The organism is Rhodoferax sp. LS1R11 (assembly GCF_056521395.1).
This window is the reverse complement of record NZ_JBWMAW010000001.1, coordinates 530,413-556,028: the sequence shown is the minus strand read 5'-3', so window position 1 is coordinate 556,028 and position 25,616 is coordinate 530,413. Positions and strand designations below refer to the sequence as shown.

The window sequence follows — 25,616 nt, the reverse complement described above, 5'->3', positions numbered from 1 at the left end:
CATTGGAATGCTTGCTGCACAATGGCACATCGACACAATGTCCTGCCCACGAGTGCCTACATGAGTTCAGTCACGGTCAACCTCCCCGGGGAACTCAACCGGCTGCGTCAAGAGCTGGCCAGTTCGAGGTTGACGGAGGTTTTCCGTCTCTGCCCTGTGGCGATCTCCCTGACCCGCGAGGCCGACGGTGTCTATGCCGATGTGAATCAGCAATGGTCGGCGCTCACGGGCCTTTCCCTGGAGGATGCGGTCGGACAGTCGTCCATCGAGCTGGGTTTCTGGAAGGACGCCATTTTTCGCGATGAAGCCATGGACCGGATGCACAAGTCCGGGACCCTGCTCGATCTGGACTTCTATTTCGTGCGGCCGGACGGTCAACAAGTCATCCTCCAGATCAATGTGTCACGAATCGCGGTGGCCGGTACAAACTGTTTGTTGAGCTATCTCAAGGACGTCACCGCTGAGCGCACGGCCCAAGCCGCACTGCTGGCCAGCGAGCAACGACTGCGGGAGACCAACGACCAACTCAGTCAGCAGGTCAAGCTGTTTGAATCGATGGAAAGCCTGGGGTCAGTGGGTTACTGGACGTCCGGCGCTGATGCCAACAGCCTGCGGTGGTCTAACGGACTGTACCGGCTGGCCGGTCTGGCGCCGGGCACGGTAGCCGACAAGGCCATCGGGCGCAGCCGGATTCATGACGATGACCGCCAGAAGTTTGCAAACGCTCGCCTCAGGGTGGACAACACCACGGTGGAATACCGGTGGAATCACCCCGACGGACGGGTCCGCTGGCTGCGCTCGCGCATGCGGCGCTGGTCGGGTGATGGTGCCCAGGCCATCGACTTTGGCGTCGTGCAAGACATCACCGAGGAACGTGAGGCGACGCTGGCCCTGCAGGAAAAACTGGGGTTCATTCAAAAGATCACCAGCCGCTTGCCTGGCGTGGTGTTTCAATTGCGGCTCAGACCCACGGGCTGGTTTGAGTTTGTGTACCTGAGTGGACCGGTGCGAGAAATCTACCGGGGCGTGACCTCCGAACAAATCTTGAAGGACGCCACCTGCACATTGAAGTTGCATCACCCGGATGATTTGCAGAACTTTCTGAGCACGATCAGAACCTCGGCTCGTGATCTCACCCCCTGGATACAGGAATACCGTCTTAAGTTTGACAACGGGGATGTTTGCTGGTTTTTGGGGCAGGCGATTCCTGAACGGGAGGCGGACGGTTCGGTGCTGTGGAATGGGTTCACCACCGAAGTCACCACACGCAAGCTCGCAGAAGAGGCTTTGCGCTTGAGCGAGACCCGCTTTCGCGCTCTCACGGAGCTTTCTTCCGACTGGTACTGGGAACAGGACGAGCATTTTCGATTTGTGCGGGTGGACGGAAACCTTCTGGCGACCCAAGCAAAATCAGCCGAAAGCTACACCGGAACCACACGTTGGGACACGGCCGAGGGCGTCAGCCCGGCACAATGGGCCGATCACCGCGCATCACTGAAGGCACATGAAACCTTCCGCGATTTTGAAATGCAACGCCGACGTGCGGACAACACCCTCATGTGGGTCTCGGTCAGCGGCACACCCATTTTTGATGCGCAGGGCCGATTCAAAGGCTACCGCGGCGTGGGTCGGGATATTTCGGAGCAGAAAAGAGCCGAAGAGGAAATCGAGCGCCTTGCTTTTTACGATGTACTCACGGGCCTGCCCAACCGCCGCCTGCTGATGAACCGCCTGCAGCACGCGCTGGCAGTCAGTGAGCGCGATCACCTGCCCGGGGCTCTGCTGTTCGTCGACCTGGACAACTTCAAGGACCTCAATGACACGCGGGGCCATGACGTAGGCGATGAACTGCTGCAAAAGGTTGCCGCCCGGCTGGGTGAATGTGTGCGGGAGGTCGATACCGTTGCCCGCCTGGGTGGCGACGAGTTTGTCGTGATGCTGCAAAACCTGAGCCAGGTCGCCAGTGAAGCGGCGGCCCATGCCGAAAGTGTGGGAAGCAAGATTTTGAGCCTGCTCAACCAGCCCTACCACCTGGGTGGCACCGAACACCACAGCACGCCCAGCATTGGCATTACCTTGTTTCAGGACCACCTGCTCAGCGTGGACGAGTTACTGAAACGGGCCGACCTCGCCATGTACCAGGCCAAAACAGCCGGGCGCAACACGCTTCGATTTTTTGACCCGTCCATGCAGGAGGTTGTCGCCAGCCGCGCTGCGATGGAGGCCGACTTGCGTCGCGGATTGCAGCGAAATGAACTGCGGCTGTACTACCAGCCAGTGGTCAATGCAGACGGCTGCATCCTGGGTGTTGAGGCTCTGGTGCGGTGGCAGCATCCTGAGCACGGGATGATCATGCCTGGCGAGTTCATCCCGCTGGCAGAGCGAACCGGGCTCATCCTGCCCCTGGGGCAGTGGGTTCTGGAAGCGGCCTGTGCCCAGTTGGTGGCATGGTCAGCGCAGCCACACACGGCGGGCTTGACGGTGGCAGTCAATGTGAGTGCACGCCAGTTCCGCCAGGTCGACTTTGCCTGCCAGCTGGTGGCGCTGTTGCAGCGAACCGGTGCCAACCCACATCAATTGAAAATAGAAATTACGGAAAGCCTGCTGCTCAACGACATGGCGGACACCATTCAGAAAATGGGCGAACTCAAAGCCTTGGGCTTGAGCTTTTCGCTGGATGACTTTGGCACCGGTTATTCGTCACTTGCCTATCTCAAGAACCTGCCGCTGGAGCAACTCAAAATTGATCAATCGTTTGTCCGCGATGTGCTGACCGACCCGAACGATGCCGCCATTGTGCAAACGGTGCTGTCGCTGGGCAAAAGCTTCGGGCTGACGGTGGTAGCCGAAGGGGTAGAGACCCCCAGCCAGCGTGATTTTTTGGTGCTCCACGGCTGCCGGGTGTTTCAGGGCTATTTGTTTGGCCGCCCGGTGCCACTGGATCAGCTGGCGTTGAGTGCGCCCGCAGGGCCGGATTCAGTCGGCAACGGGTGATCTGAAGCCTCGACAGGCTCACTGGCGGCTGGCTCAGTGGCAACCGGCTGGCTGGCGGCCAGTTCGGCAATCGCCTGGCGCACACCGGCCTTGTCACCTGCACCGGCAAATTTGCTGTATTTACCCAAAATGGTGACCATCTGACCGTACACGCGCGGGTTGCCAGCCATGCACTCTTTCAGCTCCAGGAAGTCGGGTTCACCCGTGAAGTTACCCACCAGACCACCGGCCTCGCTCACCAGCAAGGAGCCCGCGGCCACGTCCCAGGGCTGAAGACCAGTTTCAAAAAATCCGTCGGTGAAACCCGCAGCCACGTAGGCCAGGTCAAGCGCAGCAGCACCGGGCCGCCGCAGGCCAGCCGTGCGCTGCATGATGTCGCCCATCATGCGCAAATAAGTGTTGAAGTCGTCACCGGGACGGAAGGGGAAGCCTGTGGAAATCAGACATTCCTGCAGGCGTACGCGCTTTGACACGCGAATGCGGCGGTCGTTCATGAAAGCGCCGCGGCCTTTGGTAGCGGTGAAGAGGTCGTTTCGGCTGGGGTCATAAACGACGGCTTGCTCAATCTTGCCCTTCACGGCCAGCGCGATGCTGACACAGTAGACCGGCAGGCCGTGGATGAAATTGGTGGTGCCGTCCAGCGGGTCAATGATCCAGACAAACTCCGAATCCTTGGCGCCGTGTTCCCGACCCGACTCTTCTGCCCAGATGCCATGCCCTGGATAGGCAGTCAGCAAGGTCTCAATAATGACCGCCTCTGCGGCATGGTCCACTTCGGTGACAAAGTCATTGACCTGCTTTTGCGAGATGCGAACGGACTCGACATCCAGCGCGGCGCGGTTGATGATGGCACCAGCGGCGCGGGCCGCCTTGACGGCCACATTGATCATGGGATGCAGATTGGGAGACGACATAAATTTTGAGAAGTTGACAGAACAGACCATGTGATCTGTCCCGAAATGACCATGAGCGGTACGGGACTGCCCGGCGATGCGGGCAGCGACAATAGCGTGATTTTAACCGTCCCGGCCGTTTCTTCAATTTTTGACTTCATGCAAACACGTTTTATTCTGATCAACACCAGCCACGCCGGCAATGTGGGTGCTGCCGCCCGCGCCATGAAAACCATGGGGTTTGATGATCTGGTGCTGGTGGCACCGCGCTGGGCGAATGTGCTGAACCGCGAAGAAACCATTCAACGCGCCAGCGGAGCGCTGGACGTGCTCAAAAACGCCCGCATTGTCGCCACGCTGGACGAGGCGCTGGACGGCATGACCCATTTGTGTGCCACGGCCATGACACCACGGGACTTCGGCCCGCCCACGGTCACACCGCGTGAACATTTCGAGGCGCTATCAAAATCAGAGCTACTTACGAACGGTGGGCAAGGGCTACAGGCCGAAAAGGCATTAAATACCGGCATGGCTTTTCTGTTCGGCTGTGAACGCTTTGGCATGAGCAATGACGATGTCTACCGCTGCCACACCTGCCTGAGCATTCCCAGCAACCCCAAGTTCGGCTCGCTGAACCTGGGGGCCGCATTGCAGGTCATTGCTTACGAGTGGCGCCTGGCCTTGGGCGCCTATCCGGTGAATGTGGCCACGGCCACCCCGGTACTGGCGGACGCACAGCAAGTGGCAGGCATGTTGGCCCACTGGGAGAAGTCCTTGACGACGGTGGGCTTTCTGGATCCTCGGGCGCCCAAAAAGCTCATGCCCCGGCTGAATCAGATATTCAATCGCGCGGGTCTGTCCGTGGATGAGATTCAACTGCTTCGCGGCATCGCCAAAACAATGGAGCAGACCGCCACCCGGGCGCTGCCCCTTCTGACGACGACGGCACCTTCTAAAGACTAGACTTCGCTTATGTTTTCCAGACTCCGCTCAGACATCCAATGCATCCTGGACCGAGACCCGGCCGCTCGCACCACCTGGGAGGTGCTGACGTGCTACCCCGGCCTGCACGCCGTGATACTCCATCGCGCAGCCCACTGGTGCTGGACCAGGGGCTTCAAATGGCTGGGGCGTTTCACGTCCCACATCGCACGTTTTCTCACGGGCATCGAGATTCACCCGGGCGCCATCATCGGCGAGCGGGTCTTTTTTGACCACGCCATGGGTGTGGTGGTCGGTGAAACGGCAGAAATCGGTGACGGCTGCACCATCTACCAGGGCGTCACCTTGGGCGGCACCTCGCTCTACAAGGGCGTGAAGCGACACCCCACCCTCGGCCGCAACGTCGTCGTAGGCGCCGGAGCCCAGGTGCTGGGCGGGTTCACGGTGGGTGATGGCGCCAAGGTGGGCTCCAATGCGGTGGTGACCAAACCCGTACCGGCAGGTGCCACCGCGGTGGGCAACCCCGCACGCATCATTCAGGCGGAACTGGACGTCAAGCGTGAAGAAACAGCGTCAAAAATGGGCTTTTCAGCCTATGGCGTCACACAAAATGACGACCCTCTGAGCCAGGCCATGCGGGGGCTGATTGACAACGCATCGTCTCAGGAGCATCAGATTGCCATGCTCTGGCAAGCCATCGAGACCTTGCAGATCAACCGGTCAACCGCCAATTGCGTGCCCGGTGATGCGACCCGCAAAGAACAATTCGAGGCCGACCGGCTCAACCAGCTCGTCGGCAAATAACCCGGCGTAGCTTAGCTCGAAGACTTTGCGGAACGGATGGCCGACTTGGGCCGGAAGGCCTTGCATACGTCGTCATGGGTTTCGAGATACGGCCCACCAATCAAATCGATGCAATACGGCACGGCGGCAAAAATGCCGGCCATCAGGGTCGCACCCTCTTTGTCTTTGAGGCCTTCCAGTGTTTCCTGAATCGATTTGGGCTGCCCGGGCAAATTGATAATCAGGCTCTGCGCACGAATCACCGCGACTTGCCGGGACAGGATGGCGGTGGGCACAAACCGAAGGCTGATCTGGCGCATCTGCTCGCCAAAGCCGGGCATTTCCTTGGTCGCCACGGCCAAAGTCGCCTCCGGAGTCACGTCACGAAGGGCCGGACCGGTTCCGCCTGTTGTCAAAACCAGGGAGCAACCCGCCTCGACCAGTTCAATCAGGGTCGCGCTGATGGTGGCCTGATCGTCAGGGATGAGCCGGGGTTCAAATTGCAGCGGGTTTATCAGAGCGCGCGTCAACCAGTCTTGCAGTGCGGGCAAGCCCTTGTCTTCGTACACACCGGTAGACGCCCTGTCGCTGATGGACACCATGCCAATTTTGACGACGTCATGCCCCGTGGGGGTCCCTGAATTCATTCGGCTTCGTCCGTGTCGTCAGCCCCGGTGTTGGGAACCACATCGCCCTGCAATGTCAATTGTTCACGCACCAATTGAAAAATGTCACGATAGGGGCGGCCATGGCGTATTGCTTCGCCGGGCTTCTCGGGCTTGGCGTCCTTGCGGGCCTGGCGAATCAGGGCACGCAGTTGCTGCGTGTCGGTGCCTGGGCAAAGCGTGATCCACTCGCCAAATGCCCCCTCCTCGGCAATCAACCGGTCACGCCAGCTCTCTGCCTGGTGAAGAACATAGTTCTCTCGGGCCGAGCCGTTGTGTTGTTCGGCCAGTACCGCGCGAATGGCGTAAATTTCTTCAGGCGTCAACAAGCGCATGAGCTTGCCAATGAACTGCATCTGGCGACGTTTGCCTTCAAAGTTGGTGATGCGCTTGGCCTCGGCAATGGCGTCTTTGAGCTTTTCGGTCAACGCCAGCCGAATCATCAGGTCTGCACGGAGCGTCATCAAGTCTTCGCCCAGCTTTTGCAGTTCGGTGCTTTCGCGCTTGAGATCCGTCCGACTCATGTCGTCGGTGCCTTTGAGCTCGGCCTTGAGCTCGATATCGCGATCGCTGCCTTCGGCGACGAACTCGCCTTTGACGAAGTAGCCTTTTTTGAATTTGCGTGACATGGTAAGGAAAATGGGGGAGCGGGCACTGGGTACCACGGAGCCAAGTATCATAGCCTCCGATATGAAGAAACCCAACTTGACCCCTGCCCAGCCCAGCGCTGACAACGGCTTCAGCTACAGCCGCCCCTATTTTGAAGAGCTGGTGGACACGGCCTTGGCACATGCCAAAAAGCTGGGTGCCACCGATGCAGGCGCCGAGGCATCAGAAGGCTGCGGCCTGAGCGTCTCCGTTCGCAAAGGCGAGCTGGAAAACGTGGAGCGCAACCGAGACAAGTCTCTGGGCGTCACGGTTTACATGGGCAAACGCCGTGGCAACGCCAGCACGTCGGACTTCTCCAGGTCGGCCATCGAACAGACCGTGCAGGCAGCCTATGACATCGCTCGCTTTACGGCTGCAGACCCCTTTGCCGCACTGCCAGATGCCAGAGACGTCGCCCAGCCGTCAAAGCAACGCACAGACCTCGAGCTGTTCTACCCTTGGTCAATCGACAGCGAAGGGGCTGCACAGATGGCCCTGAGGGGTGAAGCCGCCGCATTGCAAACCGACAAGCGCATTACCAACAGTGAAGGCGCGAGTGTGTCGGCTCAGCAATCACATTTTTTCAGTGCGCATACCCGGGGCTTCAGGGGTGGATACGCCAGCTCCCGTCACTCCTTCTCCGTCTCACCCATTGCAGGGCGGGGCGATGATATGCAACGTGATGCCTGGTACAGCTCCATGCGCAACGCTGATGACCTGGCCTCACCGGAGGCGGTTGGCCGCTACGCCGCTGAACGGGCGCTTAGCCGGTTGAATTCCAGAAAAATCGCCACGACCGAGTGCTCCGTGCTGTTTGAATCGCCACTGGCTGCAGGCCTTTTGGGAGCCTTGGTCCAGGCCATCAGCGGCGGTGCTTTGTATCGTAAGAGTACGTTCTTGCTAGACTCGTTGGGCAAACAGGTGCTCCCCAAGCACATCGACATCATGGAAGACCCATTTGTCAAACGAGGCAAAGGGAGCGCCCCGTTTGACGATGAAGGTGTAAAAGTCAAAGCACGCCAAGTGGTTGAGGCGGGTCGTGTGGAGGGTTACTTCCTGAGCAGCTATTCAGCGCGCAAGTTGGGTATGAAAACCACTGGTAATGCGGGTGGCTCGCACAACCTGACACTCTCGTCGCGCCTCACGCGCGCAGGTGACGATCTTGATGCGATGCTTGAAAAACTGGGAACCGGCCTGTTTGTCACTGAGCTGATGGGCAGCGGTGTGAATTACGTGACCGGCGACTATTCTCGGGGTGCCAGTGGCTTTTGGGTTGAAAAAGGGCGTATCGCCTATCCAGTGCATGAAATCACCATTGCCGGCAACATGAAAAAAATGCTCAAGGGCATCCAGGCGGTTGGTGCAGATGCATACAACTACGGCGCCAAGACCGTCGGATCGATCTTGATCAATCGGATGAAAGTCGCCGGAAGCTGACCCTCCATAAACTCAGCGCCCAATATCTTTGGGCGTGGGCGCTTGAAAAGCGCAATTGACAATTGAGCCGCTAGGGTAATTCGGTCACGCAAAAGAGAAAGGGTTAGCCAGTATGAACCGGCTAACCCTTTAAATTGTGGTCGGGGCGAAAGGATTCGAACCTTCGACCCTCTGGTCCCAAACCAGATGCGCTACCAGGCTGCGCTACGCCCCGACATCTTCGAATTATAACGGCTCCCAGAAGAGTTTCGCTTGATGGCACCACTTTTGCTGTCAATATTTGAATTGGCATCAATTGCAAGTCAAACAAATGCAAAACCTGTCATACCCATTCATTCCATATCAAAGCAATTGCCGTCGCCGCCACATCCATGGTTAACGCAGGAGCACGAATATTTCTGGAACGAGTGCCTGCCTGCCTCAGTGAACCCGCGCCCAGCGGGTGGTTCGAGCCTCTATACTGACAAGCAGCATTGACCTCAAAGTCCACCGCACCGTGACGCATCTCCAGGATCTACCTTTACAGACGCTGCAGTTTTACGCCACTGCGCCCTACCCTTGTAGCTATTTGACTGGCAAGCAGGCCCGTTCACAAGTGGCAACACCCAGCCACCTCATCAACAACGCGACTTACTCCGAATTGGTCATTAAAGGGTTCAGGCGCAGCGGCATGTTTACCTATCGGCCGTATTGCGACGGATGTCATGCCTGCACCCCCTTGAGGGTCCTTGTTGAGACGTTCCAACCGAACAAAAGCCAGCGACGTGCTTGGGCAACACATGGCAACCTGCAGGCCCGCGTGCTCAAACTCTGCTTTGTTCAGGAACACTACGACCTGTATCTACGCTATCAAAGCGGTCGACACGCGGGTGGCGGCATGGATGAAGACAGCGTTGACCAATACACCCAATTTTTGCTGCAAAGCCGGGTGAACTCCCGGCTGGTTGAATTCCGTGAAACACGTGCGGACGGTGCGCCAGGGGTCTTGAAAATGGTATCGATTTTGGACGTGCTTGACGATGGCATATCGGCCGTCTATACCTTTTACGAAGCAGATACAGATACCAAGACCAGCTATGGGACCTATGGCGTGCTATGGCAAATTGAACAAGCCAAGTCGCTGAAGCTTCCTCATGTCTACCTGGGGTACTGGATTGGTGAAAGTCCCAAAATGAGTTACAAGGCGCGCTTCAAACCTCATGAAGTACTCCAAGCAGGGCTGTGGACACAGAGTGCCAGATAACCTGTAACCTTATTCTTCCAGATACTCAACTCTTCAATCTGCAGATCAAAATTTCACAAGATAAAATAGGAACTTCCAGTTCAGGAGTTCCCATGCGAAATATAGATACAAGCATTCCCAGCACCCCAACAGTTCAAGTCATTGAACGCATGTTCGCGCTTATGGACGTGCTGGCCTCGCGGGAAGAAGCTATTTCACTGAAGGAAATCAGTGAAAAGACAGGCTTGCATCCCTCAACCACCCACCGCCTGCTGAATGATCTGGCGACGGGCCGCTTTGTGGATCGCCCTCAACCAGGAAGTTATCGTTTGGGAATGAGACTACTCGAACTGGGAAACCTGGTCAAAAGTCGGCTCAATGTTCGTGATGCTGCGCTCGTTCCCATGCGTGAGCTACACAAATTGATTCAGCAACCCGTCAATTTGAGCATGCGCCAAAGCGATGAAATTGTGTACATCGAACGTACCTACAGTGAGCGTTCAGGGATGCAGGTTGTCCGGGCTATTGGTGGACGTGCGCCCCTTCACCTGACATCCGTCGGAAAATTGTTTCTGGCGGCTGACGATCCCCAAAGGGTAAGGGCTTATGCAACGCGCACGGGCCTCACGGGACACACCAAGAATAGTCTTACAGATTTGACGGCATTGGAACGTGAACTGTCCAAAGTGCGTCAATATGGAAATGCGCATGACAATGAAGAGCTGGAGTTGGGCGTACGCTGTATGGCGGCAGGCATTTACGATGACCAGGGCAAGCTGGTTGCCGGACTCTCAATTTCGGCGCCTGCTGGTCGACTGGAAGAGGAATGGCTTCCTAAACTACAGGCGACAGCCCGGGAAATATCAACGACCTTGGGCTACAAATCAGACTCCGCTCTTTAGATCAAAGGGCCGTCGCCAGTCTTACCGGACGATAGCAAGTTTGTCAGCAGCCACTGCGCCAACCAGCGGTACGTTGCGTAGCGTAGCTGGTGGCATTGATTCGACCCAGTGCCTGACACGTTCGGCATCACCAATTCGGCTCAATTTCCCAGCCGAATCGAGAAATACCATGATGAGCTTGCGGCCGGCCACCTTGGCTTGCATAACTAGGCATTGACCCGCTTCAGTGATAAAGCCTGTTTTTTGTAACCCAATGTCCCAGGACGGATTTTTTACAAGTCGGTTGGTGTTGTTGTACTGAAGAACCCGATTGCCAACCGCCACTTGGTAACCTGGGGATGTCGACAATTCACGCATCGTGGGATTTCCATAGGCAACATTCACCAGTTTCACCAAGTCACGCGCACTGGATTGGTTGTTGCTAGAGAGACCGGTTGGCTCGACATAACGCGTGTCATTCATGCCAATCAAACGAGCTTTTGCATTCATCAGTCCGACAAAAACCTGCAGACCGCCAGGATAGCTCCTGCCAAGAGCATGTGCGGCCCTGTTTTCACTGGACATCAATGCAAGATGCAGAAGCTCACCACGAGTCAACTCGGCACCTACTTTCAACCGAGAAGAACTTCCTTTTTCCGTATCAACATCCTCTTGTGAAATCGTGACCATTTCATTCATTGGGAGGCGTGACTCGCTCAATATCAATCCAGTCATGAGCTTTGTGAGCGATGCGATAGGCAAAACAGCGTGGTCGTTCTTGCTGAACAAAACCTCACTGGTGTCCTGATCAATGACCAAAGCCACACTGGACTTCAGCTCCAACTCATCTCGCGCGTCGTGTAAACCGGCCATCTGTCCAAATGACAGCTTGGGAGAAACGACTTCAGCGGAAACGATTGCTTTGTGTTTTGCAAGCACCGAAACCTTAGTGGTTTTGGTTTTTGCCACCAATTTGGTCTTGTGGTTCACCGAGACAACGCCATGCCTGGTCTTTTTTGAGACGGCAACGTGCTTCGCCACTTTGACAGACTCACGTTTACTCTGTGCTGCATTGGCATGGGGCAACGCAGTTGCGAGTGCAAAAATCGTAAGGCCAAAGAAAAAGGAAAGTCGTCGCACAATGTTTCCAAACGCAATTTGATGAGAACGAGACATGAATTCATCTCCGCATTTATTTCTCGAAGTTGCAAGTTTATACAAAAAAGTCGCGCAATATCAATTACTTGCGCGACTTTCTTAAACCAGAACCGTCGAAGCGGTTGAAAACCTATCCTTGGGCGGCCACGCGATCAGCTTTACTCTGCAATTTATTCAATGCGCTGAGGTAGGCTTTGGCCGAGGCCACCACAATATCCGGATCAGCACCCATGCCATTGACCACTCGCCCACTATTTTGCAGACGCACGGTCACTTCACCCTGACTCTCCGTGGAGTCACTAATGGCATTCACCGAGTAAAGCACCATCTCGGCACCACTTTTCACGTGCGCTTCTATGGCTTTCAGCGATGCATCCACAGGCCCATTGCCATCCGATGCGCTTTTGACTTCGCGGCCGTCAACTGTGAAAACAATGCTGGCTTGCGGGCGCTCCCCTGTTTCACTGTGCTGAGACAGGGAAACAAAAGAATACTGCTCTTTCTCATGAGCAACACTTTCGTCACTGACCAAAGCCAGAATATCCTCGTCGAAAATCTCACTCTTTCGATCGGCCAGTTCCTTGAATCTGGCGAACGCAGCGTTGACATCGCCTTCACTTTCAAGTTGCACGCCGAGCTCCTGGAGTCGCTGTTTAAACGCATTGCGACCACTCAGTTTCCCAAGGACAATCTTGTTAGCAGTCCAGCCCACATCCTCAGCTCGCATAATTTCATACGTATCGCGAGCTTTGAGAACGCCATCCTGATGGATGCCAGAGGCATGAGCAAAGGCATTGGCGCCCACAACGGCCTTGTTAGGCTGAACGACAAAACCTGTGGTCTGACTCACCATACGGCTCGCAGCAAGAATGTGCTTGGTATCAATGCCTAAATCAAGCCCGAAATAATCCCTGCGTGTTTTGACTGCCATCACGATTTCTTCAAGACTGCAATTGCCGGCACGCTCACCTAAGCCGTTGATGGTGCACTCTACCTGGCGAGCACCACCGATTTTGACGCCAGCCAGGGAATTGGCAACGGCCATCCCTAAATCATTGTGACAATGCACTGACCAGATCGCCTTGTCTGAATTGGGGATTCGATCCCGCAAGGTTTTGATGAAATTGCCGTACAGCTCCGGTACCGCGTAACCCACGGTATCAGGCACGTTGATCGTCGTCGCACCTTCGTGAATAGCAGCCTCCAAAACGCGGCAAAGAAAATCAACATCGCTGCGATACCCATCCTCTGGACTGAACTCGACATCAGCGACGAGGTTACGGGCAAAGCGCACGGCCAGTTTGGCCTGCTCAAATACCTGATCAGGTGTCATCCGCAACTTCTTCTCCATATGAAGAGCAGACGTTGCGATAAAAGTGTGAATACGTGCGCTGTTGGCCCCTTTCAGGGCTTCGGCAGCCCTGGCGATGTCTTTGTCATTGGCGCGCGACAGTGAACAAATTGTGGAATCCTTGATCGCATTTGCGATGGAACGAACAGCTTCGAAATCACCATTTGAACTGGCAGCAAATCCGGCTTCAATGACGTCAACCTTCAGGCGCTCCAATTGCCGAGCGATGCGCAACTTCTCATCTTTGTTCATCGACGCGCCGGGCGACTGCTCTCCATCACGCAAGGTGGTATCAAAAATGATCAATTTATCAGCCATCCTATTTCTCCTATGTTCCCAAAAACCAGAAATCAACAAATCAAAACAAAAAGCCCGTCGCAAATGCAGACGGGCTTTTGATCAGGATGAGCGCTTGCTCTACTGTCTCCGCCCGTATGGCGATAGCAGCAGTGCCAGCAGCGTTTTATTCATAATTTCAATGTACCACAAGTTCGGAAGAACGCTGGCTGCAGTCACGCTAGAAGCCGCCCTCACTCATGAAGACCACGCTCGTCGGGCTCCTTTGTAGAAATACTGATCACACTGGTCTGCATGCCTTTGGCGCGACGCCAGATGTAAATCACATAGCCACTGAGACCGTACACGACAAACACACCAAACATCACGATAGGAGGATCGATATTGATCACAGCGATTCCCAGAGCAAGCATCACGATCACCGCAAAGGGCACGCTCTTTTTCATGTGAACGTCTTTAAAACTGTAAAACGGAACATTGGTCACCATGGTGAGTCCCGAGTACAAAGCTAATGCAAACATGAGCCACGCAACCGCCGGACCTTTCACACCAAGGTCCGTCATCAGACCAATGAACCCAGCCATAAGGGCTGCCGCAGCTGGTGAGGGTAATCCTTGAAAATATCGCTTGTCAACGACGGCCGTGTTGACATTAAACCTGGCAAGGCGTAATGCGGCGCAAGCACAATAGACAAATGCCGCAATCCAGCCCCAACGCCCCAAGCCCTGAAGAGCCCAGACATAAGCAATCAATGCGGGGGCAGCCCCGAAGGAAACCATGTCGGAGAGTGAGTCCATTTGCTCACCAAACGCGCTTTGCGTATTCGTCATCCGTGCAACTCGGCCATCCAGGCTGTCGAGCACCATGGCACAAAAAATCCCCACAGCAGCCAAATCAAAGTGTCCATTGATGGCCATAACGATGGCATAAAACCCACCAAACAAGGCCGCCAAAGTGAACAAATTTGGTAAAATGTAAATGCCTTTCCTGCGCTTCCTCACCACTACGGACTCGCCTTCAACCAAGTCAAACTCGTTGCCGTCATGCATAGATTGGCCTCCTGTTTTAATAATAACAAAGGCCACCGAAGTGGCCTTTGTTCAGAGAGTCATTCGACTCAGTTGCGCGTCTGATCGACGAGCTTGTTCTTCGCGATCCAAGGCATCATCGCACGAAGTTTTTCACCCACTTGTTCAATAGGGTGCTCCGATGTCAAACGACGACGGCTCAACAGTGTTGGCGCACCGGCCTTGTTTTCCAAGATGAAGCTCTTCGCGTACTCACCCGTCTGAATGTCTTTCAAACACTGACGCATGGCGTCTTTGGTAGCACTGGTCACGATGCGTGGGCCTGTAACGTACTCGCCATATTCAGCATTGTTGGAGATGGAGTAATTCATGTTGGCGATACCGCCTTCATAAATCATGTCCACAATCAACTTGAGCTCGTGCAGGCATTCGAAGTAGGCCATTTCTGGCGCATAGCCCGCTTCAACCAATGTTTCGAAACCAGCTTTGATCAATTCAACGGTGCCGCCGCACAAAACAGCTTGCTCACCAAACAGATCCGTCTCTGTTTCTTCACGGAAATTGGTTTCAATGATGCCAGCCTTGCCGCCACCGTTGGCCATGGCATAGCTCAATGCCAAGTCGCGTGTGCGTCCAGACTTGTCTTGATGAATGGCAATCAGATGGGGAACACCGCCACCTTGAGCATAGGTGCCACGCACCGTGTGACCGGGGGCCTTTGGAGCAACCATCCAGACATCGAGGTCTGCGCGCGGTGTGACCAAGCCGTAATGCACATTGAAGCCGTGCGCAAACACCAGAGACGCACCCTGCTTGATGTTAGGCTCAATGTCGTTTGTGTAAACCGCGGCAATTTGCTCGTCGGGCAACAAAATCATGACAACGTCAGCGGCCTTCACGGCGTCAGCGACTTCAGCAACTTTAAGGCCGGCTTTTTCGACCTTGGGCCAGGAAGCGCCACCTTTGCGCAAACCGACGACAACAGTTACGCCACTGTCGTTCAAATTCTGGGCATGGGCGTGGCCTTGGCTGCCGTAGCCGATGATCGCGACTGTCTTGCCTTTGATGAGGCTCAGGTCACAGTCTTTGTCGTAAAAAACCTTCATTTTTTTCTCCGTTGTAAAAAATTAAACTCTTAAGATTCGTTCGCCACGACCAATGCCACTTGAGCCGGTACGGACGGTTTCCAATATCGCACCACGCTCAATTGCTTCGAGAAATGCGTCGTTTTTCGACTGATCTCCGGTCAACTCGATGGTGTAGCTTTTCTCGGTCACATCGATGATGCGGCCCCGAAAAATATCGGCCATGCGTTTCATTTCTTCACGCTCTTTGCCCACAGCACGAACCTTCACCATCATGAGCTCGCGCTCGGTGTAAGCACCCTCCGTCAGGTCCACAACCTTCACCACTTCAATCAGACGATTCAAGTGTTTGGTGATCTGTTCGATGACGTCGTCCGGCCCGGAGGTCTGGATTGTCATGCGTGAAAGACTCGGGTCTTCAGTCGGCGCAACAGTGAGAGATTCAATGTTGTAGCCACGGGCAGAAAAGAGACCCACCACACGGGAAAGTGCTCCCGGCTCGTTCTCTAGCAAGACAGCAATGATATGTTTCATATTTTGAGATTCCTCTTTTCGCTGCCCTCCCCCTTTGGCGGTAACCAAAGGGCTCGGCAAGCAATAGATTCATCAGGCGTTAGTTAAAGATCTTCCGAACCCAGCAGCATTTCCGTGATGCCCATGCCAGCTTTGACCATGGGGAATACATTTTCAGTCGGATCCGTGCGGAAATCCATGAAAACAGTCCGATCCTTGAGCTTACGGGCTTCCCGCAAAGCGGGCTCCACATCCTGGGCCCGCTCAATGAGCATGCCGACGTGACCATAGGCCTCTGCCAGCTTCACAAAGTTGGGGAGCGCATCCATGTAGCTATGGCTGTAGCGGCCTTCGTATTCAACTTCCTGCCACTGACGCACCATGCCCAGGTAACGATTATTCAGCGAAACTATTTTGATAGGTGTGTTGTATTGCAGGCAAGTAGATAGTTCCTGGATGCACATTTGCACTGAACCCTCACCCGTGATACAGAACACTTCGCTTTCAGGCTTTGCTAGCTTGATACCCATCGCGTAAGGAATACCAACACCCATGGTGCCAAGGCCACCGGAATTGATCCAGCGACGGGGCTCGTCAAAGCGGTAGTACTGGGCCGCCCACATCTGGTGTTGACCTACGTCAGAAGTGATGTAGGTATCAACATCCTTGGTCATGTTCCACAAGGTTTCGACCACATACTGGGGTTTGATCACGTCATTTTTTCCGTGGTCATACTTCAGACAATCGCGTTTACGCCAAGTCTCAATCGTGTCCCACCAAGCGCCAAGCGCATTGGCATCCGGCTTGACCGCGCCTTCCCTGATCATGGCGATCATTTCGGACAGAACATCCTTGACGTCGCCCACAATTGGAATATCGACTTTGACACGCTTTGAAATACTTGAAGGATCGATATCAATATGAATGATCTTGCGTTCGTTCTGAGCAAAGTGTTTGGGGTTGCCAATCACACGATCATCAAATCGGGCTCCCACCGCCAGCAACACATCGCAATGCTGCATCGCATTATTAGCCTCAACCGTGCCATGCATGCCCAACATGCCCAAGAACTTCTTGTCGCTGGCCGGATACGCACCCAATCCCATTAACGTGTTCGTGCAGGGGTAACCCAGCATATCTACCAACGTACGCAACTCTGCGGATGCATTACTCAACAGCACGCCACCACCGGTGTAGATATAGGGCCGTTTGGCTGCCAGCAACAGCTGCAACGCTTTGCGAATCTGACCACCGTGCCCTTTGCGGACGGGGTTGTAGGAACGCATCTCGACGGTTTCGGGATAGCCTGAATAGGGCACCTTCTTGAAGGAGACATCCTTGGGAATATCCACGACGACCGGGCCGGGGCGACCACTGCGAGCAATATGAAACGCTTTTTTCATGGTCTCAGCCAAATCACGGGCATCCTTGACCAGGAAATTGTGCTTCACCACCGGACGTGTAATCCCCACCGTGTCGCACTCCTGAAAGGCGTCAAGTCCGATCGCGTGCGTTGGCACCTGACCGGTGATGATCACCATTGGAATACTGTCCATGTAAGCGGTAGCAATACCGGTCACGGCATTGGTTGCACCGGGACCCGATGTCACCAGCGCCACGCCCACATCACCCGTTGCCCGGGCATAGCCGTCGGCCGCATGCACAGCACCCTGCTCATGGCGCACCAAAATGTGCTGAATGGTGTCTTGCTTATAAAAAGCGTCGTAAATGTGAAGTACAGCGCCGCCGGGGTATCCCCACACGTATTTCACGCCTTCGGCCTGCAGGGCCTTGATCAGGATCTCAGCGCCCCTCAGCTCCTGGACACTGGATGTTGTAGCAGAGGGGTTTGGCACAATTGAGCCAATCTGATTTTTTGCAGCGGAAGCTGCAGCGGTGGCCGAAGTGATTTCGGCTTTTGATATGTCCATGATTAACCTTTGTGAATTTCTCTGACGAAAAACCTTGGGTGCTCCTTCGCAGACACTTGTGGAGTTGCGTTGGAACTTGAGGCCAAAGCCATAAGCGCACCGATTCTTGCGCCGGACCGTGACCCGTTTGCCTTTTGATTTGCAACACGCATTATCGCACTGCCCCAAGTGGAACACCCAAATCACGCCTAAAAACACCGGCCAAATGCCATAATCACGCCAAATTGGCATGCGATTTCGTCTTGAGCGCATCTTCACGAGACCCATAACCTGACGGCCGCTCTTCGGCAACACGCTTGGCAACTGAACTAGAACTATCAGACTTCCTCAAAAGCGTCGAAAAACGCGCCTTCAAAAGGTCGGTTTATCACGTCCGTAATGAGGAGTCAGCACTTGACATTGTTCAAGACAGCATGATGAAACTGGCAGAGCACTATGGGCACAAGCCCGTCGCTGAACTGCCCATGCTTTTTCAGCGAATCCTGTCAAACTGCACTCTGGATTGGTTCCGTCGCCAAAAGACCAGGAATGCCCTGTTTTCGAACATGAGCGACTTCGAGTCGGCCGGGGATGATGGCGATTTCGACCTCCTTGAGACATTGAACCTGCAAGATCAATCCGACCAGACTGAAAGCGCCGAAAACTCGACCCAACGGGCACAAACCTTGCGTGAGATTGAAAGTGAAATCCAGGAGCTTCCAACGCGTCAACGAGAAGCGTTCCTCATGCGTTATTGGGAGGAGTTGGACGTAGCAGAAACCGCTGCGGCCATGGGCTGCTCCGAGGGCAGTGTCAAAACGCACTGTTCACGAGCAGTTCATGCCCTCGGCAAAGCACTTCGGGCGAAGGGAATAACACTATGACTAATTCGTATCAACACCAAATCGACGTTGCGCAAGACCGCTTGGCGCTAAAAATCACAGCACGCTTGTCGGATGCAACCGAAGACCTTCCCTACGACATCTCTGAGCGATTGCGCGCAGCACGAATGCAGGCCTTGGGGAAACGAAAAGTCGCGGCAACACAAACGGCGTCCAGCATGGCGGTTTCGGGAGGTATGGCGACGCTCACTTTTGGCAACGAAAAGCTCGGCTGGTGGGGGCGTCTTGGAGCGGTTATTCCACTGATGGCACTGGTTATAGGCTTGATCGGCATCGATATCATTCAAAACGACAACCGGACGAATGAATTGGCGGAAATCGACTCGGCCCTATTGACCGATGATCTGCCACCGGAAGCTTACACCGACCCCGGTTTTGCGCAGTTCCTTAAAGTAAGCACCGTACAAAATCAGTAATAAAGAACAATGAGTTTCAGTTATTCGTCTAAACGTCCAGCCCAACCAATTGGGGGTGGAGCCACGACATCTCGTGCCATTTTGTCTCTCTGGTCGGCTTTGACCCTGTCCGCAGCCTCCGCTTTGGCGCAAGACGTGGCAATTACGCCGGTTCAGCAGCCCGCATTAGTGAAACCGATCAGCGCGGGCAACGGCACGGGCTCGGCCGTTGCTGCCACAGGAGGTCCCGCCTGGAAAGAACTGACTGCGGTGCAGCAGCGTTCTCTCAAGCCCTTGGCTGGGACTTGGACCACACTGGGCGAGGGGCAAAAACGTAAGTGGGTCGCCATCGCCGCCAACTACCCAACGATGAACGACGCTGAGCAAGTGAAGCTGCACAGCCGCATGACGGAATGGGTTGCGCTCAGCCAGCAACAGCGCTCGCAAGCGAGACTGAATTTTGCGGAGTCCAAGCAGCTAACACCTGATCAAAAAACCGCAACGTGGGAGGCTTATCAAGCCCTCAGCGCCGCGGAAAAAGAAAAACTGGCCATCGCGGCGAAACCCAAGCCGGTCGGTGCCGCAGTAGCCATCAAACCTGTCGCGCCCGAAAAACTGGCGGCCGTCCCGGTGACCCGTAAAACCGCAGCTGAAGCACAGAAACCACCGGACGCCAAGCCGGTGGTGAACCGCAGTACCCTGCTGCCCCACTTACAGCATCCAGCTGGCCGCGCATCAGCTGCTAAAAATTGAATACCGTTATTGCAGCCGGAATCCGCCCGGACGAATTGACAACGCCCAGTCTGGCTCGCCGCATGGCTTCCTGGTTGTATGACGGCATGCTCATGTTCGGTGTCGTTTTTATTGCCGGCTACCTGTTTGGCACACTCAGTCAAACCCGCAATGCGATGGACAACCGCCATCCGTTGCAGGCCTTCTTGTTCGTCGTCTTCGGAATTTATTTTGTATGGCTGTGGTCCAAGGGGCAAACGCTTGCCATGAAAACCTGGGATATCAAGGTGGTGGACCGCTTCGGACAACCCATCACGCAAGCCCGCGCTTTGTTACGCTATCTCTTGAGTTGGCTATGGTTCCTGCCGCCCTTGGCGGCTGTGGCACCGTTCAACCTCACGGGCGCAGAGTCAGTGGTTATCGTCGTGGGCTGGATTGGCGTTTGGGCTGTCCTGAGCCGATTTCACCCACAACAGCAGTTCTGGCACGATGCGCTGGCTGGCACCCGACTCGTTTCAACCCCGCGCAAAAGACGGTAAAACGAGCCGGGTCAGGGCATCCGCTCTGACCGCCTAGACCGCCGACTCGTCTTCCTCACCAGTACGGATGCGGACGACGCGTTCCACACTGGTCACAAAAATCTTGCCATCACCGATCTTGCCGGTGCGGGCAGCTTTCACGATGGCGTCAACGCAGCGGTCGACATCGGCCGTCTTGACGACCACTTCAACTTTGACCTTGGGCAGGAAGTCAACTACATACTCCGCGCCACGGTACAGCTCGGTATGACCTTTCTGGCGACCAAAACCCTTGACTTCGGTTACGGTGAGGCCGGTAACACCGCACTCGGCCAAGGCTTCACGGACTTCTTCAAGTTTGAAGGGTTTCAGGACGGCTGTAATCTGCTTCATTTTGTTCCTTTTGTCATGATGTTGGGACTCGACCGGGGCTGGCATGGGTCGATCTGTCTCCCGTTGCGAAAGCGCTAGGCGCGAAATTTATTGGTAATAGGATACCGCCAATCCTTGCCAAAACTGCGGTGGGTCACCCGAATACCGACGGGGGCCTGGCGGCGCTTGTATTCATTGATTTTGATAAGGCGGGTGACCTTCTCGACATCCGCACGCTCAAACCCGGCGGCGATGATGTCTTCGATGCTCTGGTCGTTTTCCATGTAGCGTTCCAGAATCCCATCAAGCACTTCATACGGAGGCAGACTGTCCTGGTCTTTCTGGTCTGGACGCAATTCGGCACTGGGTGGACGCGTGATGATGCGGTCCGGGATCGGCGCCTGGCCCGTGCCGTAAGGGTCATGGGCATTGCGCCAGCGGCATAGTCTGAAAACGGTCGTTTTGGCCAAATCCTTGATCACGGCGAAACCCCCGGCCATGTCGCCATAGAGCGTGCAATAACCTGTGGCCATTTCGGACTTGTTGCCCGTGGTCAGGACGATGCTTCCAAATTTGTTGGACAGCGCCATCAAGAGCGTACCCCGAATGCGGGCCTGTATGTTTTCTTCCGTGGTGTCCTCGGCCAAGCCGTTGAACTCACCCGCCAGCGACTTCTTGAACGCTTCAAACTCCGGCACGATGGAAATCTCGTCATAGCGCACACCCAGGCGCGCAGCCATGTCGCGCGCATCAATCCAGCTGATATCCGCCGTGTAGGGCGACGGCATCATGACGGTGCGCACACGGTCTTTGCCCAGGGCATCTACGGCCACGGCCAGCACCAAAGCCGAGTCAATGCCCCCCGACAGGCCCAGAATAACGCTGGGAAATCCGTTCTTGCCGATGTAGTCCCGCACGCCCAGTACCAGGGCGTCCCACAGATCGGCATCAGGCGTGCGTTCAGGCGCAATTTTTGCTACCAAATGAATAGCTGCCTGCGCACGCTGGACGTGCACTACAAGCATATTCTCTATAAAACTGGGGGCCCGGCCGGCCACGGTGCCATCGGCATTGAGGGCAAATGAGTGGCCTTCAAAAACCACCTCGTCCTGGCCGCCCACCAGATGGGCATAGACCAGCGGCAAACCACAGGCCTGCACACGGGCGCGCATGGTGACTTCACGCTCGTTGCCTTTGCCGACGTGAAACGGTGAGGCGTTGATCACGGCCAGCAACTCGGCCCCGGCTTCCCGCGTCAGGCGGGCTGGCTCTTCAAACCAGGCGTCCTCGCAGATCAGCAACCCGACTTTGACCTTGCTCCCCGCCTCGCCGGCTTCAAACACGCACACGTCCCGACCCGGCGTGAAGTAACGCCGCTCATCAAACACCTGGTAGTTGGGCAACTCCCGCTTGGCGTAGGTGGCCAGCACGACTCCTTCGCACAGCACGCTGGCCGCGTTGTGTCGGCTTTGAATGGCTACCGACCGGGTGCGGCTGTCGCCCCCGGTCGGGTGCCCCACGACCACGGTCATGTCTTTTAACCCGGCCAGCTCGCGGGCCACTGTTTTCACGGCATCATCACAGGCGCTGATGAAGGCGGGACGCAAGAAAAGGTCTTCTGCGGCATAACCACAAATCGAGAGTTCTGGCGTCAGGAGCAAACGCACGCCGTCGGCGTAGGCCGAGCGCGCGGCCTCGATGATTTTTTGCGCGTTGCCCGCCAAGTCGCCCACGACGAAATTGAGTTGGGCAACGCAGAGTTTGAGTGTCATGGACCGCAGGTGAAAAAAGATTGGGAAACGAGTGAAGCAAGAGTCGAACGATTATGTCATCCGGGTACTGAGTTCACCCGATGAGGTGAATGCCACGGCGTGGAATGAATTGCTCAAACTGCAACCGGGCGCCACGCCGTTCATGCGGCACGATTACCTGGCCGCGCTGGATGCCAGCGGCAGCGCCACGCCCGAGACGGGCTGGACGCCAGGCTTCATTCTGCTGGAGCGAAATGGCACGCTGGTCGGCGCCTGCGTGCTGTACCTGAAGTCTCATTCCTATGGCGAATACGTGTTTGACCATGCCTGGGCCAACGCCTATGCGCAGCACGGCTTGAGCTATTACCCGAAAGCACTGGTGGCAGTGCCCTTCACCCCCGTGCCAGGGACGCGCCTGATGGCAAGCACGCCGCAAGACCGGGCCGTGCTGGCCCAGGCCCTGATTCAATGGTGTGAATCAGAAAAACTGTCATCGCTGCACGTGTTGTTCTCCAGCGACGAAGACGTGCTGGCCTGCACCGAGGCCGGCATGCTGATGCGCCACACCGTGCAGTTTCACTGGACCAACGCCGACCCGGGCTACCCCGACTTCGACAGCTTTCTGGCCACCCTGGCGCAAGAGAAGCGCAAAAAAATCCGTCAGGAACGGCGCAAGGTGGCCGAGGCAGGCGTCACCTTTCGCTGGTCCCTGGGCACATCCATCACGACCAGCGACTGGGATTTTTTCTACCGCTGCTATGAGCGAACCTACCTGGAGCACGGCAACGCGCCCTACCTGAGCCGGGACTTTTTTCACCGCATGGCCAACACCATGCCTGAGAACTGGCTTTTGTTTGTGGCAGAGCGACACGGGCAACCCATTGCTAGCAGTTTGATAGCTGTTACCGCACGTAATACGGGGGCTAGCGGCACAAATGACTTAAAAAAGACAAGTAACATTGCCTACGGCCGCTACTGGGGTGCGCTGGAACGGGTGGACTGCCTTCATTTTGAAGCTTGCTACTACCAGCCGCTGCAATGGTGCATTGAGCAGGGGTACCAGCGTTTTGAAGGGGGTGCGCAGGGGGAGCACAAAATGGCAAGGGCCCTGATGCCCATCAAGGCCACCAGCGCCCACTGGCTGGCTCATCCGGCCTTTTCAGATGCGGTGGAGCGCTACCTGGAACGTGAGGGGGAAGGCATTGACCAGTATCTGGAAGAACTCCACCAGCGCAGCCCCTTGAAGGTCAAAGCGACCTAAGACCGCAGACCGGCCACCAGGCCCATTTCGGCGTTGCTCAACAGGGCTTCCATGTTCATCACAATCAGCATGCGCTCACCGATATTGGCCAGGCCGGTGATGAAGCGCGCGTCGATGGCGTTGTCGAATTGCGGCGCGGCCTTGATGTGCTGGGAGGTCAGCGTGACCACATCCGAGACGGCATCCACGACTGCGCCAATCACGGTCCCGCGGACGTTCAGGACAATAACCACCGTGAACTCGTTGTAACCCACGTTGTCAATATTGAGCTTGAGACGCAAGTCCACAATGGGCACGATGACCCCGCGCAAGTTGACCACCCCCTTAATGAACGGCGGCGCATTCACCATGCGCGTGGGCTCCTCGTAGGAACGAATCTCCTGCACACGCAAGATATCAATCGCGTATTCTTCACCTCCCAAACGCAAGGTCAGATACTGGCCTCCCCCGGCAATGCCAGGACCTGCGGAAGTGCCGATTTCAAAGGCTTTCGAGGGGTTTTTCTGCATCGTTTCCATGGTATTCATTCCTTTGCGTCTCTGAGGCGACTCATGATACCCGGGTAAGGCGAAACCCTAGTGGCACGGCCGCGTGCGCGGGATTATGCGCGGGAACTGGCCAAGCATGGAGGTCATCGCCAGTCACCTGGGGCTGGGCCTGAACCCGGGGGCGACTGGAAGCCCTTTGAGCGCAAACGCGGTTTGCGGGGCATGATCTTTCCCGACCCACGGCGCTGATCCGACGGCCCATAAAAATAGCGCCTGCCGGTGTTGCCACCGAAGACGCTATGTTTTTTATAGCTACTCCCGCTTATTCAACGGGGGCTGGAGCACGAAAAGGCTTAAATTACTTCTGTGCGTTGTTGTAATTGGCGATGCCGTCCATGATTTCCTTCTGGGCAGACTCAGGGCCTTCCCAACCGGAGATCTTGACCCACTTGCCGGGCTCCAGGTCTTTGTAATGCTCAAAGAAGTGGGCAATAGTTTTGAGGCGCAACTGGTTCAGGTCTTCAGGCTTCTTCCAGTGGGAATAGATCGACAGGATCTTGTCGGTTGGCACGGCCAGCACTTTACCGTCTTCGCCAGCCTCGTCCGTCATCTTCAAGATACCGATCGCGCGGCAAGGCACCACCACACCGGGGATCAGGGGGAACGGGGTGATCACCAGCACATCCACCGGGTCGCCATCGCCCGAGATGGTCTTGGGCACATAACCATAGTTGGTGGGGTAGTGCATGGCGGTGCTCATGAAGCGGTCCACAAAAATAGCGCCGCTTTCCTTGTCCACCTCGTACTTGACGGGATCCGCGTTCATCGGAATTTCGATGATCACGTTGAAAGCTTCAGGGACGTTGCTGCCGGGGGTAACGTTGTCGAGGGACATAGTGGTTCTTTGGATTGAGTTAAATCATTAAGTGCTAAGGATTAACCCTGATTTTGCCGCAACTCGCTTACTGCTTTCTTCCAAATTTCGGCATATCGTGGGTGTAGGTCTGCTTCGACTTCTGCCACTGTCTTAATCACTGGAAACCCGGCTTTGTCTGCGAAAAATGCTATTTCGCTTGCGTCGGGTTTCCGTTGTCCGGATTTCCATTCGCTTATGCGTGCTGGTTGGATTCCCAGTTCTTTTGCGATTTCGGACTGAGCTTTTCCGCTTGCGTTGACTGCCGCATCGATCAAGTCTTTTACATTCATTGCTTGCTCCGTTACGTTTTTGCGTAATTTGGTGTACATTACGCAAAACGGTAATTACCGAAATGCGTAAAACTGAACTGTATACGAAAACATGCAAATGCAACACGTCACCAGCCGCTACAACCCGCGTAAAGCGCACGACCTAGCCCAAAGAACCCTTTGTGCTGTTTTCGCTGCTCAGTCC

Annotated in this window: 25 protein-coding genes and 1 tRNA gene; 11 read left to right on the top strand and 15 right to left on the bottom strand. The window is 55.6% G+C overall.

The annotated features are described in order from the left end of the window. The first annotated feature begins 60 nt into the window (after positions 1 to 60). Complete coding sequence (locus tag AC097N_RS02685) at positions 61 to 2,994, top strand: EAL domain-containing protein (protein ID WP_479579170.1); 2,934 nt, start codon at positions 61 to 63, stop codon at positions 2,992 to 2,994. On the opposite strand, the gene AC097N_RS02680 is transcribed toward AC097N_RS02685, so the two are convergent. After that, positions 2,943 to 3,908, bottom strand: a complete 966-nt coding sequence (locus tag AC097N_RS02680; RefSeq protein ID WP_479579169.1) for an inositol monophosphatase family protein — start codon at positions 3,906 to 3,908, stop codon at positions 2,943 to 2,945. The genes AC097N_RS02685 and AC097N_RS02680 overlap by 52 nt on opposite strands. A 138-nt stretch (positions 3,909 to 4,046) precedes the next feature. Between AC097N_RS02680 and AC097N_RS02675 the strand changes: the two genes are divergently transcribed. Together AC097N_RS02675 and cysE are read left to right on the top strand one after the other, a co-directional pair. Continuing rightward, positions 4,047 to 4,850 (top strand): RNA methyltransferase, encoded by an 804-nt coding sequence (locus AC097N_RS02675; RefSeq protein ID WP_479579204.1) that lies wholly within the window; start codon positions 4,047 to 4,049, stop codon positions 4,848 to 4,850. Positions 4,851 to 4,859: 9 nt separating this feature from the next. Then, positions 4,860 to 5,633, top strand: coding sequence for a serine O-acetyltransferase (gene cysE, locus AC097N_RS02670; RefSeq protein ID WP_479579168.1), 774 nt, complete (start codon positions 4,860 to 4,862; stop codon positions 5,631 to 5,633). An 11-nt stretch (positions 5,634 to 5,644) separates the two neighbouring features. Here cysE and mog read toward each other — a convergent pair whose 3' ends face one another. Both mog and yjgA read right to left on the bottom strand, forming a co-directional pair. Continuing rightward, complete coding sequence (mog, locus tag AC097N_RS02665; RefSeq protein WP_479579167.1) at positions 5,645 to 6,259, bottom strand: molybdopterin adenylyltransferase; 615 nt, start codon at positions 6,257 to 6,259, stop codon at positions 5,645 to 5,647. After that, positions 6,256 to 6,906, bottom strand: coding sequence for a ribosome biogenesis factor YjgA (gene yjgA, locus AC097N_RS02660; RefSeq protein ID WP_479579166.1), 651 nt, complete (start codon positions 6,904 to 6,906; stop codon positions 6,256 to 6,258). Before yjgA ends, mog begins: the two co-directional genes overlap by 4 nt. Before the next feature lie 61 nt (positions 6,907 to 6,967). Between yjgA and pmbA the strand changes: the two genes are divergently transcribed. Continuing rightward, positions 6,968 to 8,362: a metalloprotease PmbA gene (pmbA, locus tag AC097N_RS02655; RefSeq protein WP_479579165.1), complete on the top strand. Its 1,395-nt coding sequence runs from the start codon at positions 6,968 to 6,970 to the stop codon at positions 8,360 to 8,362. Between the two features lie 137 nt (positions 8,363 to 8,499). Here the strand turns inward: pmbA and AC097N_RS02650 are convergent. Next, a tRNA-Pro gene (locus AC097N_RS02650) sits at positions 8,500 to 8,576 on the bottom strand. A 282-nt stretch (positions 8,577 to 8,858) separates the two neighbouring features. Between AC097N_RS02650 and AC097N_RS02645 the strand changes: the two genes are divergently transcribed. After that, positions 8,859 to 9,605 carry an arginyltransferase gene (locus tag AC097N_RS02645; RefSeq protein ID WP_479579164.1) on the top strand — a complete coding sequence of 249 codons (747 nt, stop codon included), beginning with the start codon at positions 8,859 to 8,861 and terminating at the stop codon, positions 9,603 to 9,605. A gap of 92 nt (positions 9,606 to 9,697) precedes the next feature. Beyond that, the gene (locus tag AC097N_RS02640) at positions 9,698 to 10,486 is read left to right on the top strand and encodes an IclR family transcriptional regulator (protein WP_479579163.1); all 789 of its coding nucleotides are present in this window, start codon (positions 9,698 to 9,700) and stop codon (positions 10,484 to 10,486) included. 21 nt (positions 10,487 to 10,507) lie between these two features. Here the strand turns inward: AC097N_RS02640 and AC097N_RS02635 are convergent, their stop codons facing one another. The 6 genes from AC097N_RS02635 to AC097N_RS02610 form a co-directional block, all read right to left on the bottom strand. Then, positions 10,508 to 11,641, bottom strand: a complete 1,134-nt coding sequence (locus tag AC097N_RS02635) for a serine hydrolase (protein WP_479579162.1) — start codon at positions 11,639 to 11,641, stop codon at positions 10,508 to 10,510. Between the two features lie 112 nt (positions 11,642 to 11,753). Then, positions 11,754 to 13,292, bottom strand: a complete 1,539-nt coding sequence (locus AC097N_RS02630; RefSeq protein WP_479579161.1) for a 2-isopropylmalate synthase — start codon at positions 13,290 to 13,292, stop codon at positions 11,754 to 11,756. A 212-nt stretch (positions 13,293 to 13,504) separates the two neighbouring features. After that, complete coding sequence (gene pssA, locus AC097N_RS02625; protein WP_479579160.1) at positions 13,505 to 14,320, bottom strand: CDP-diacylglycerol--serine O-phosphatidyltransferase; 816 nt, start codon at positions 14,318 to 14,320, stop codon at positions 13,505 to 13,507. A 68-nt stretch (positions 14,321 to 14,388) separates the two neighbouring features. Continuing rightward, positions 14,389 to 15,405: a ketol-acid reductoisomerase gene (ilvC, locus tag AC097N_RS02620; RefSeq protein ID WP_479579159.1), complete on the bottom strand. Its 1,017-nt coding sequence runs from the start codon at positions 15,403 to 15,405 to the stop codon at positions 14,389 to 14,391. 21 nt (positions 15,406 to 15,426) lie between these two features. Then, on the bottom strand, positions 15,427 to 15,918 hold the full coding sequence (gene ilvN / locus AC097N_RS02615; protein WP_479579158.1) for an acetolactate synthase small subunit: 492 nt from the start codon (positions 15,916 to 15,918) through the stop codon (positions 15,427 to 15,429). 83 nt (positions 15,919 to 16,001) lie between these two features. Continuing rightward, entirely contained in the window at positions 16,002 to 17,828 is a 1,827-nt protein-coding gene (locus AC097N_RS02610; RefSeq protein WP_479579203.1) for an acetolactate synthase 3 catalytic subunit, read from the bottom strand. Between the two features lie 296 nt (positions 17,829 to 18,124). Between AC097N_RS02610 and AC097N_RS02605 the strand changes: the two genes are divergently transcribed. The 4 genes from AC097N_RS02605 to AC097N_RS02590 all read left to right on the top strand — a co-directional run bounded on the left by AC097N_RS02605 (position 18,125) and on the right by AC097N_RS02590 (position 20,375). Then, the gene (locus AC097N_RS02605) at positions 18,125 to 18,691 is read left to right on the top strand and encodes an RNA polymerase sigma factor (RefSeq protein WP_479579157.1); all 567 of its coding nucleotides are present in this window, start codon (positions 18,125 to 18,127) and stop codon (positions 18,689 to 18,691) included. Further along, positions 18,688 to 19,125: a DUF3619 family protein gene (locus tag AC097N_RS02600; protein WP_479579156.1), complete on the top strand. Its 438-nt coding sequence runs from the start codon at positions 18,688 to 18,690 to the stop codon at positions 19,123 to 19,125. Before AC097N_RS02605 ends, AC097N_RS02600 begins: the two co-directional genes overlap by 4 nt. A gap of 99 nt (positions 19,126 to 19,224) precedes the next feature. Further along, positions 19,225 to 19,857, top strand: a complete 633-nt coding sequence (locus AC097N_RS02595; protein WP_479579155.1) for a DUF3106 domain-containing protein — start codon at positions 19,225 to 19,227, stop codon at positions 19,855 to 19,857. Positions 19,858 to 19,892: 35 nt separating this feature from the next. Then, positions 19,893 to 20,375 carry an RDD family protein gene (locus AC097N_RS02590; protein ID WP_479579202.1) on the top strand — a complete coding sequence of 161 codons (483 nt, stop codon included), beginning with the start codon at positions 19,893 to 19,895 and terminating at the stop codon, positions 20,373 to 20,375. Between the two features lie 33 nt (positions 20,376 to 20,408). On the opposite strand, the gene AC097N_RS02585 is transcribed toward AC097N_RS02590, so the two are convergent. Together AC097N_RS02585 and AC097N_RS02580 are read right to left on the bottom strand one after the other, a co-directional pair. Continuing rightward, positions 20,409 to 20,747: a P-II family nitrogen regulator gene (locus tag AC097N_RS02585; RefSeq protein ID WP_479579154.1), complete on the bottom strand. Its 339-nt coding sequence runs from the start codon at positions 20,745 to 20,747 to the stop codon at positions 20,409 to 20,411. 74 nt (positions 20,748 to 20,821) lie between these two features. After that, positions 20,822 to 22,498, bottom strand: a complete 1,677-nt coding sequence (locus AC097N_RS02580; RefSeq protein ID WP_479579153.1) for an NAD+ synthase — start codon at positions 22,496 to 22,498, stop codon at positions 20,822 to 20,824. A gap of 31 nt (positions 22,499 to 22,529) precedes the next feature. On the opposite strand from AC097N_RS02580, the gene AC097N_RS02575 reads away from it, so the two are divergent. Beyond that, positions 22,530 to 23,738 (top strand): GNAT family N-acetyltransferase, encoded by a 1,209-nt coding sequence (locus tag AC097N_RS02575; RefSeq protein WP_479579152.1) that lies wholly within the window; start codon positions 22,530 to 22,532, stop codon positions 23,736 to 23,738. Here AC097N_RS02575 and AC097N_RS02570 read toward each other — a convergent pair. The 3 genes from AC097N_RS02570 to AC097N_RS02560 all read right to left on the bottom strand — a co-directional run bounded on the left by AC097N_RS02570 (position 23,735) and on the right by AC097N_RS02560 (position 25,432). Further along, positions 23,735 to 24,247, bottom strand: coding sequence for a chemotaxis protein CheW (locus AC097N_RS02570; protein ID WP_479579201.1), 513 nt, complete (start codon positions 24,245 to 24,247; stop codon positions 23,735 to 23,737). The genes AC097N_RS02575 and AC097N_RS02570 overlap by 4 nt on opposite strands. A 337-nt stretch (positions 24,248 to 24,584) precedes the next feature. Then, positions 24,585 to 25,121: an inorganic diphosphatase gene (ppa, locus tag AC097N_RS02565; RefSeq protein ID WP_479579151.1), complete on the bottom strand. Its 537-nt coding sequence runs from the start codon at positions 25,119 to 25,121 to the stop codon at positions 24,585 to 24,587. Positions 25,122 to 25,162: 41 nt separating this feature from the next. Beyond that, positions 25,163 to 25,432, bottom strand: a complete 270-nt coding sequence (locus AC097N_RS02560; protein WP_479579150.1) for a helix-turn-helix domain-containing protein — start codon at positions 25,430 to 25,432, stop codon at positions 25,163 to 25,165. Between the last annotated feature and the right edge of the window lie 184 nt (positions 25,433 to 25,616).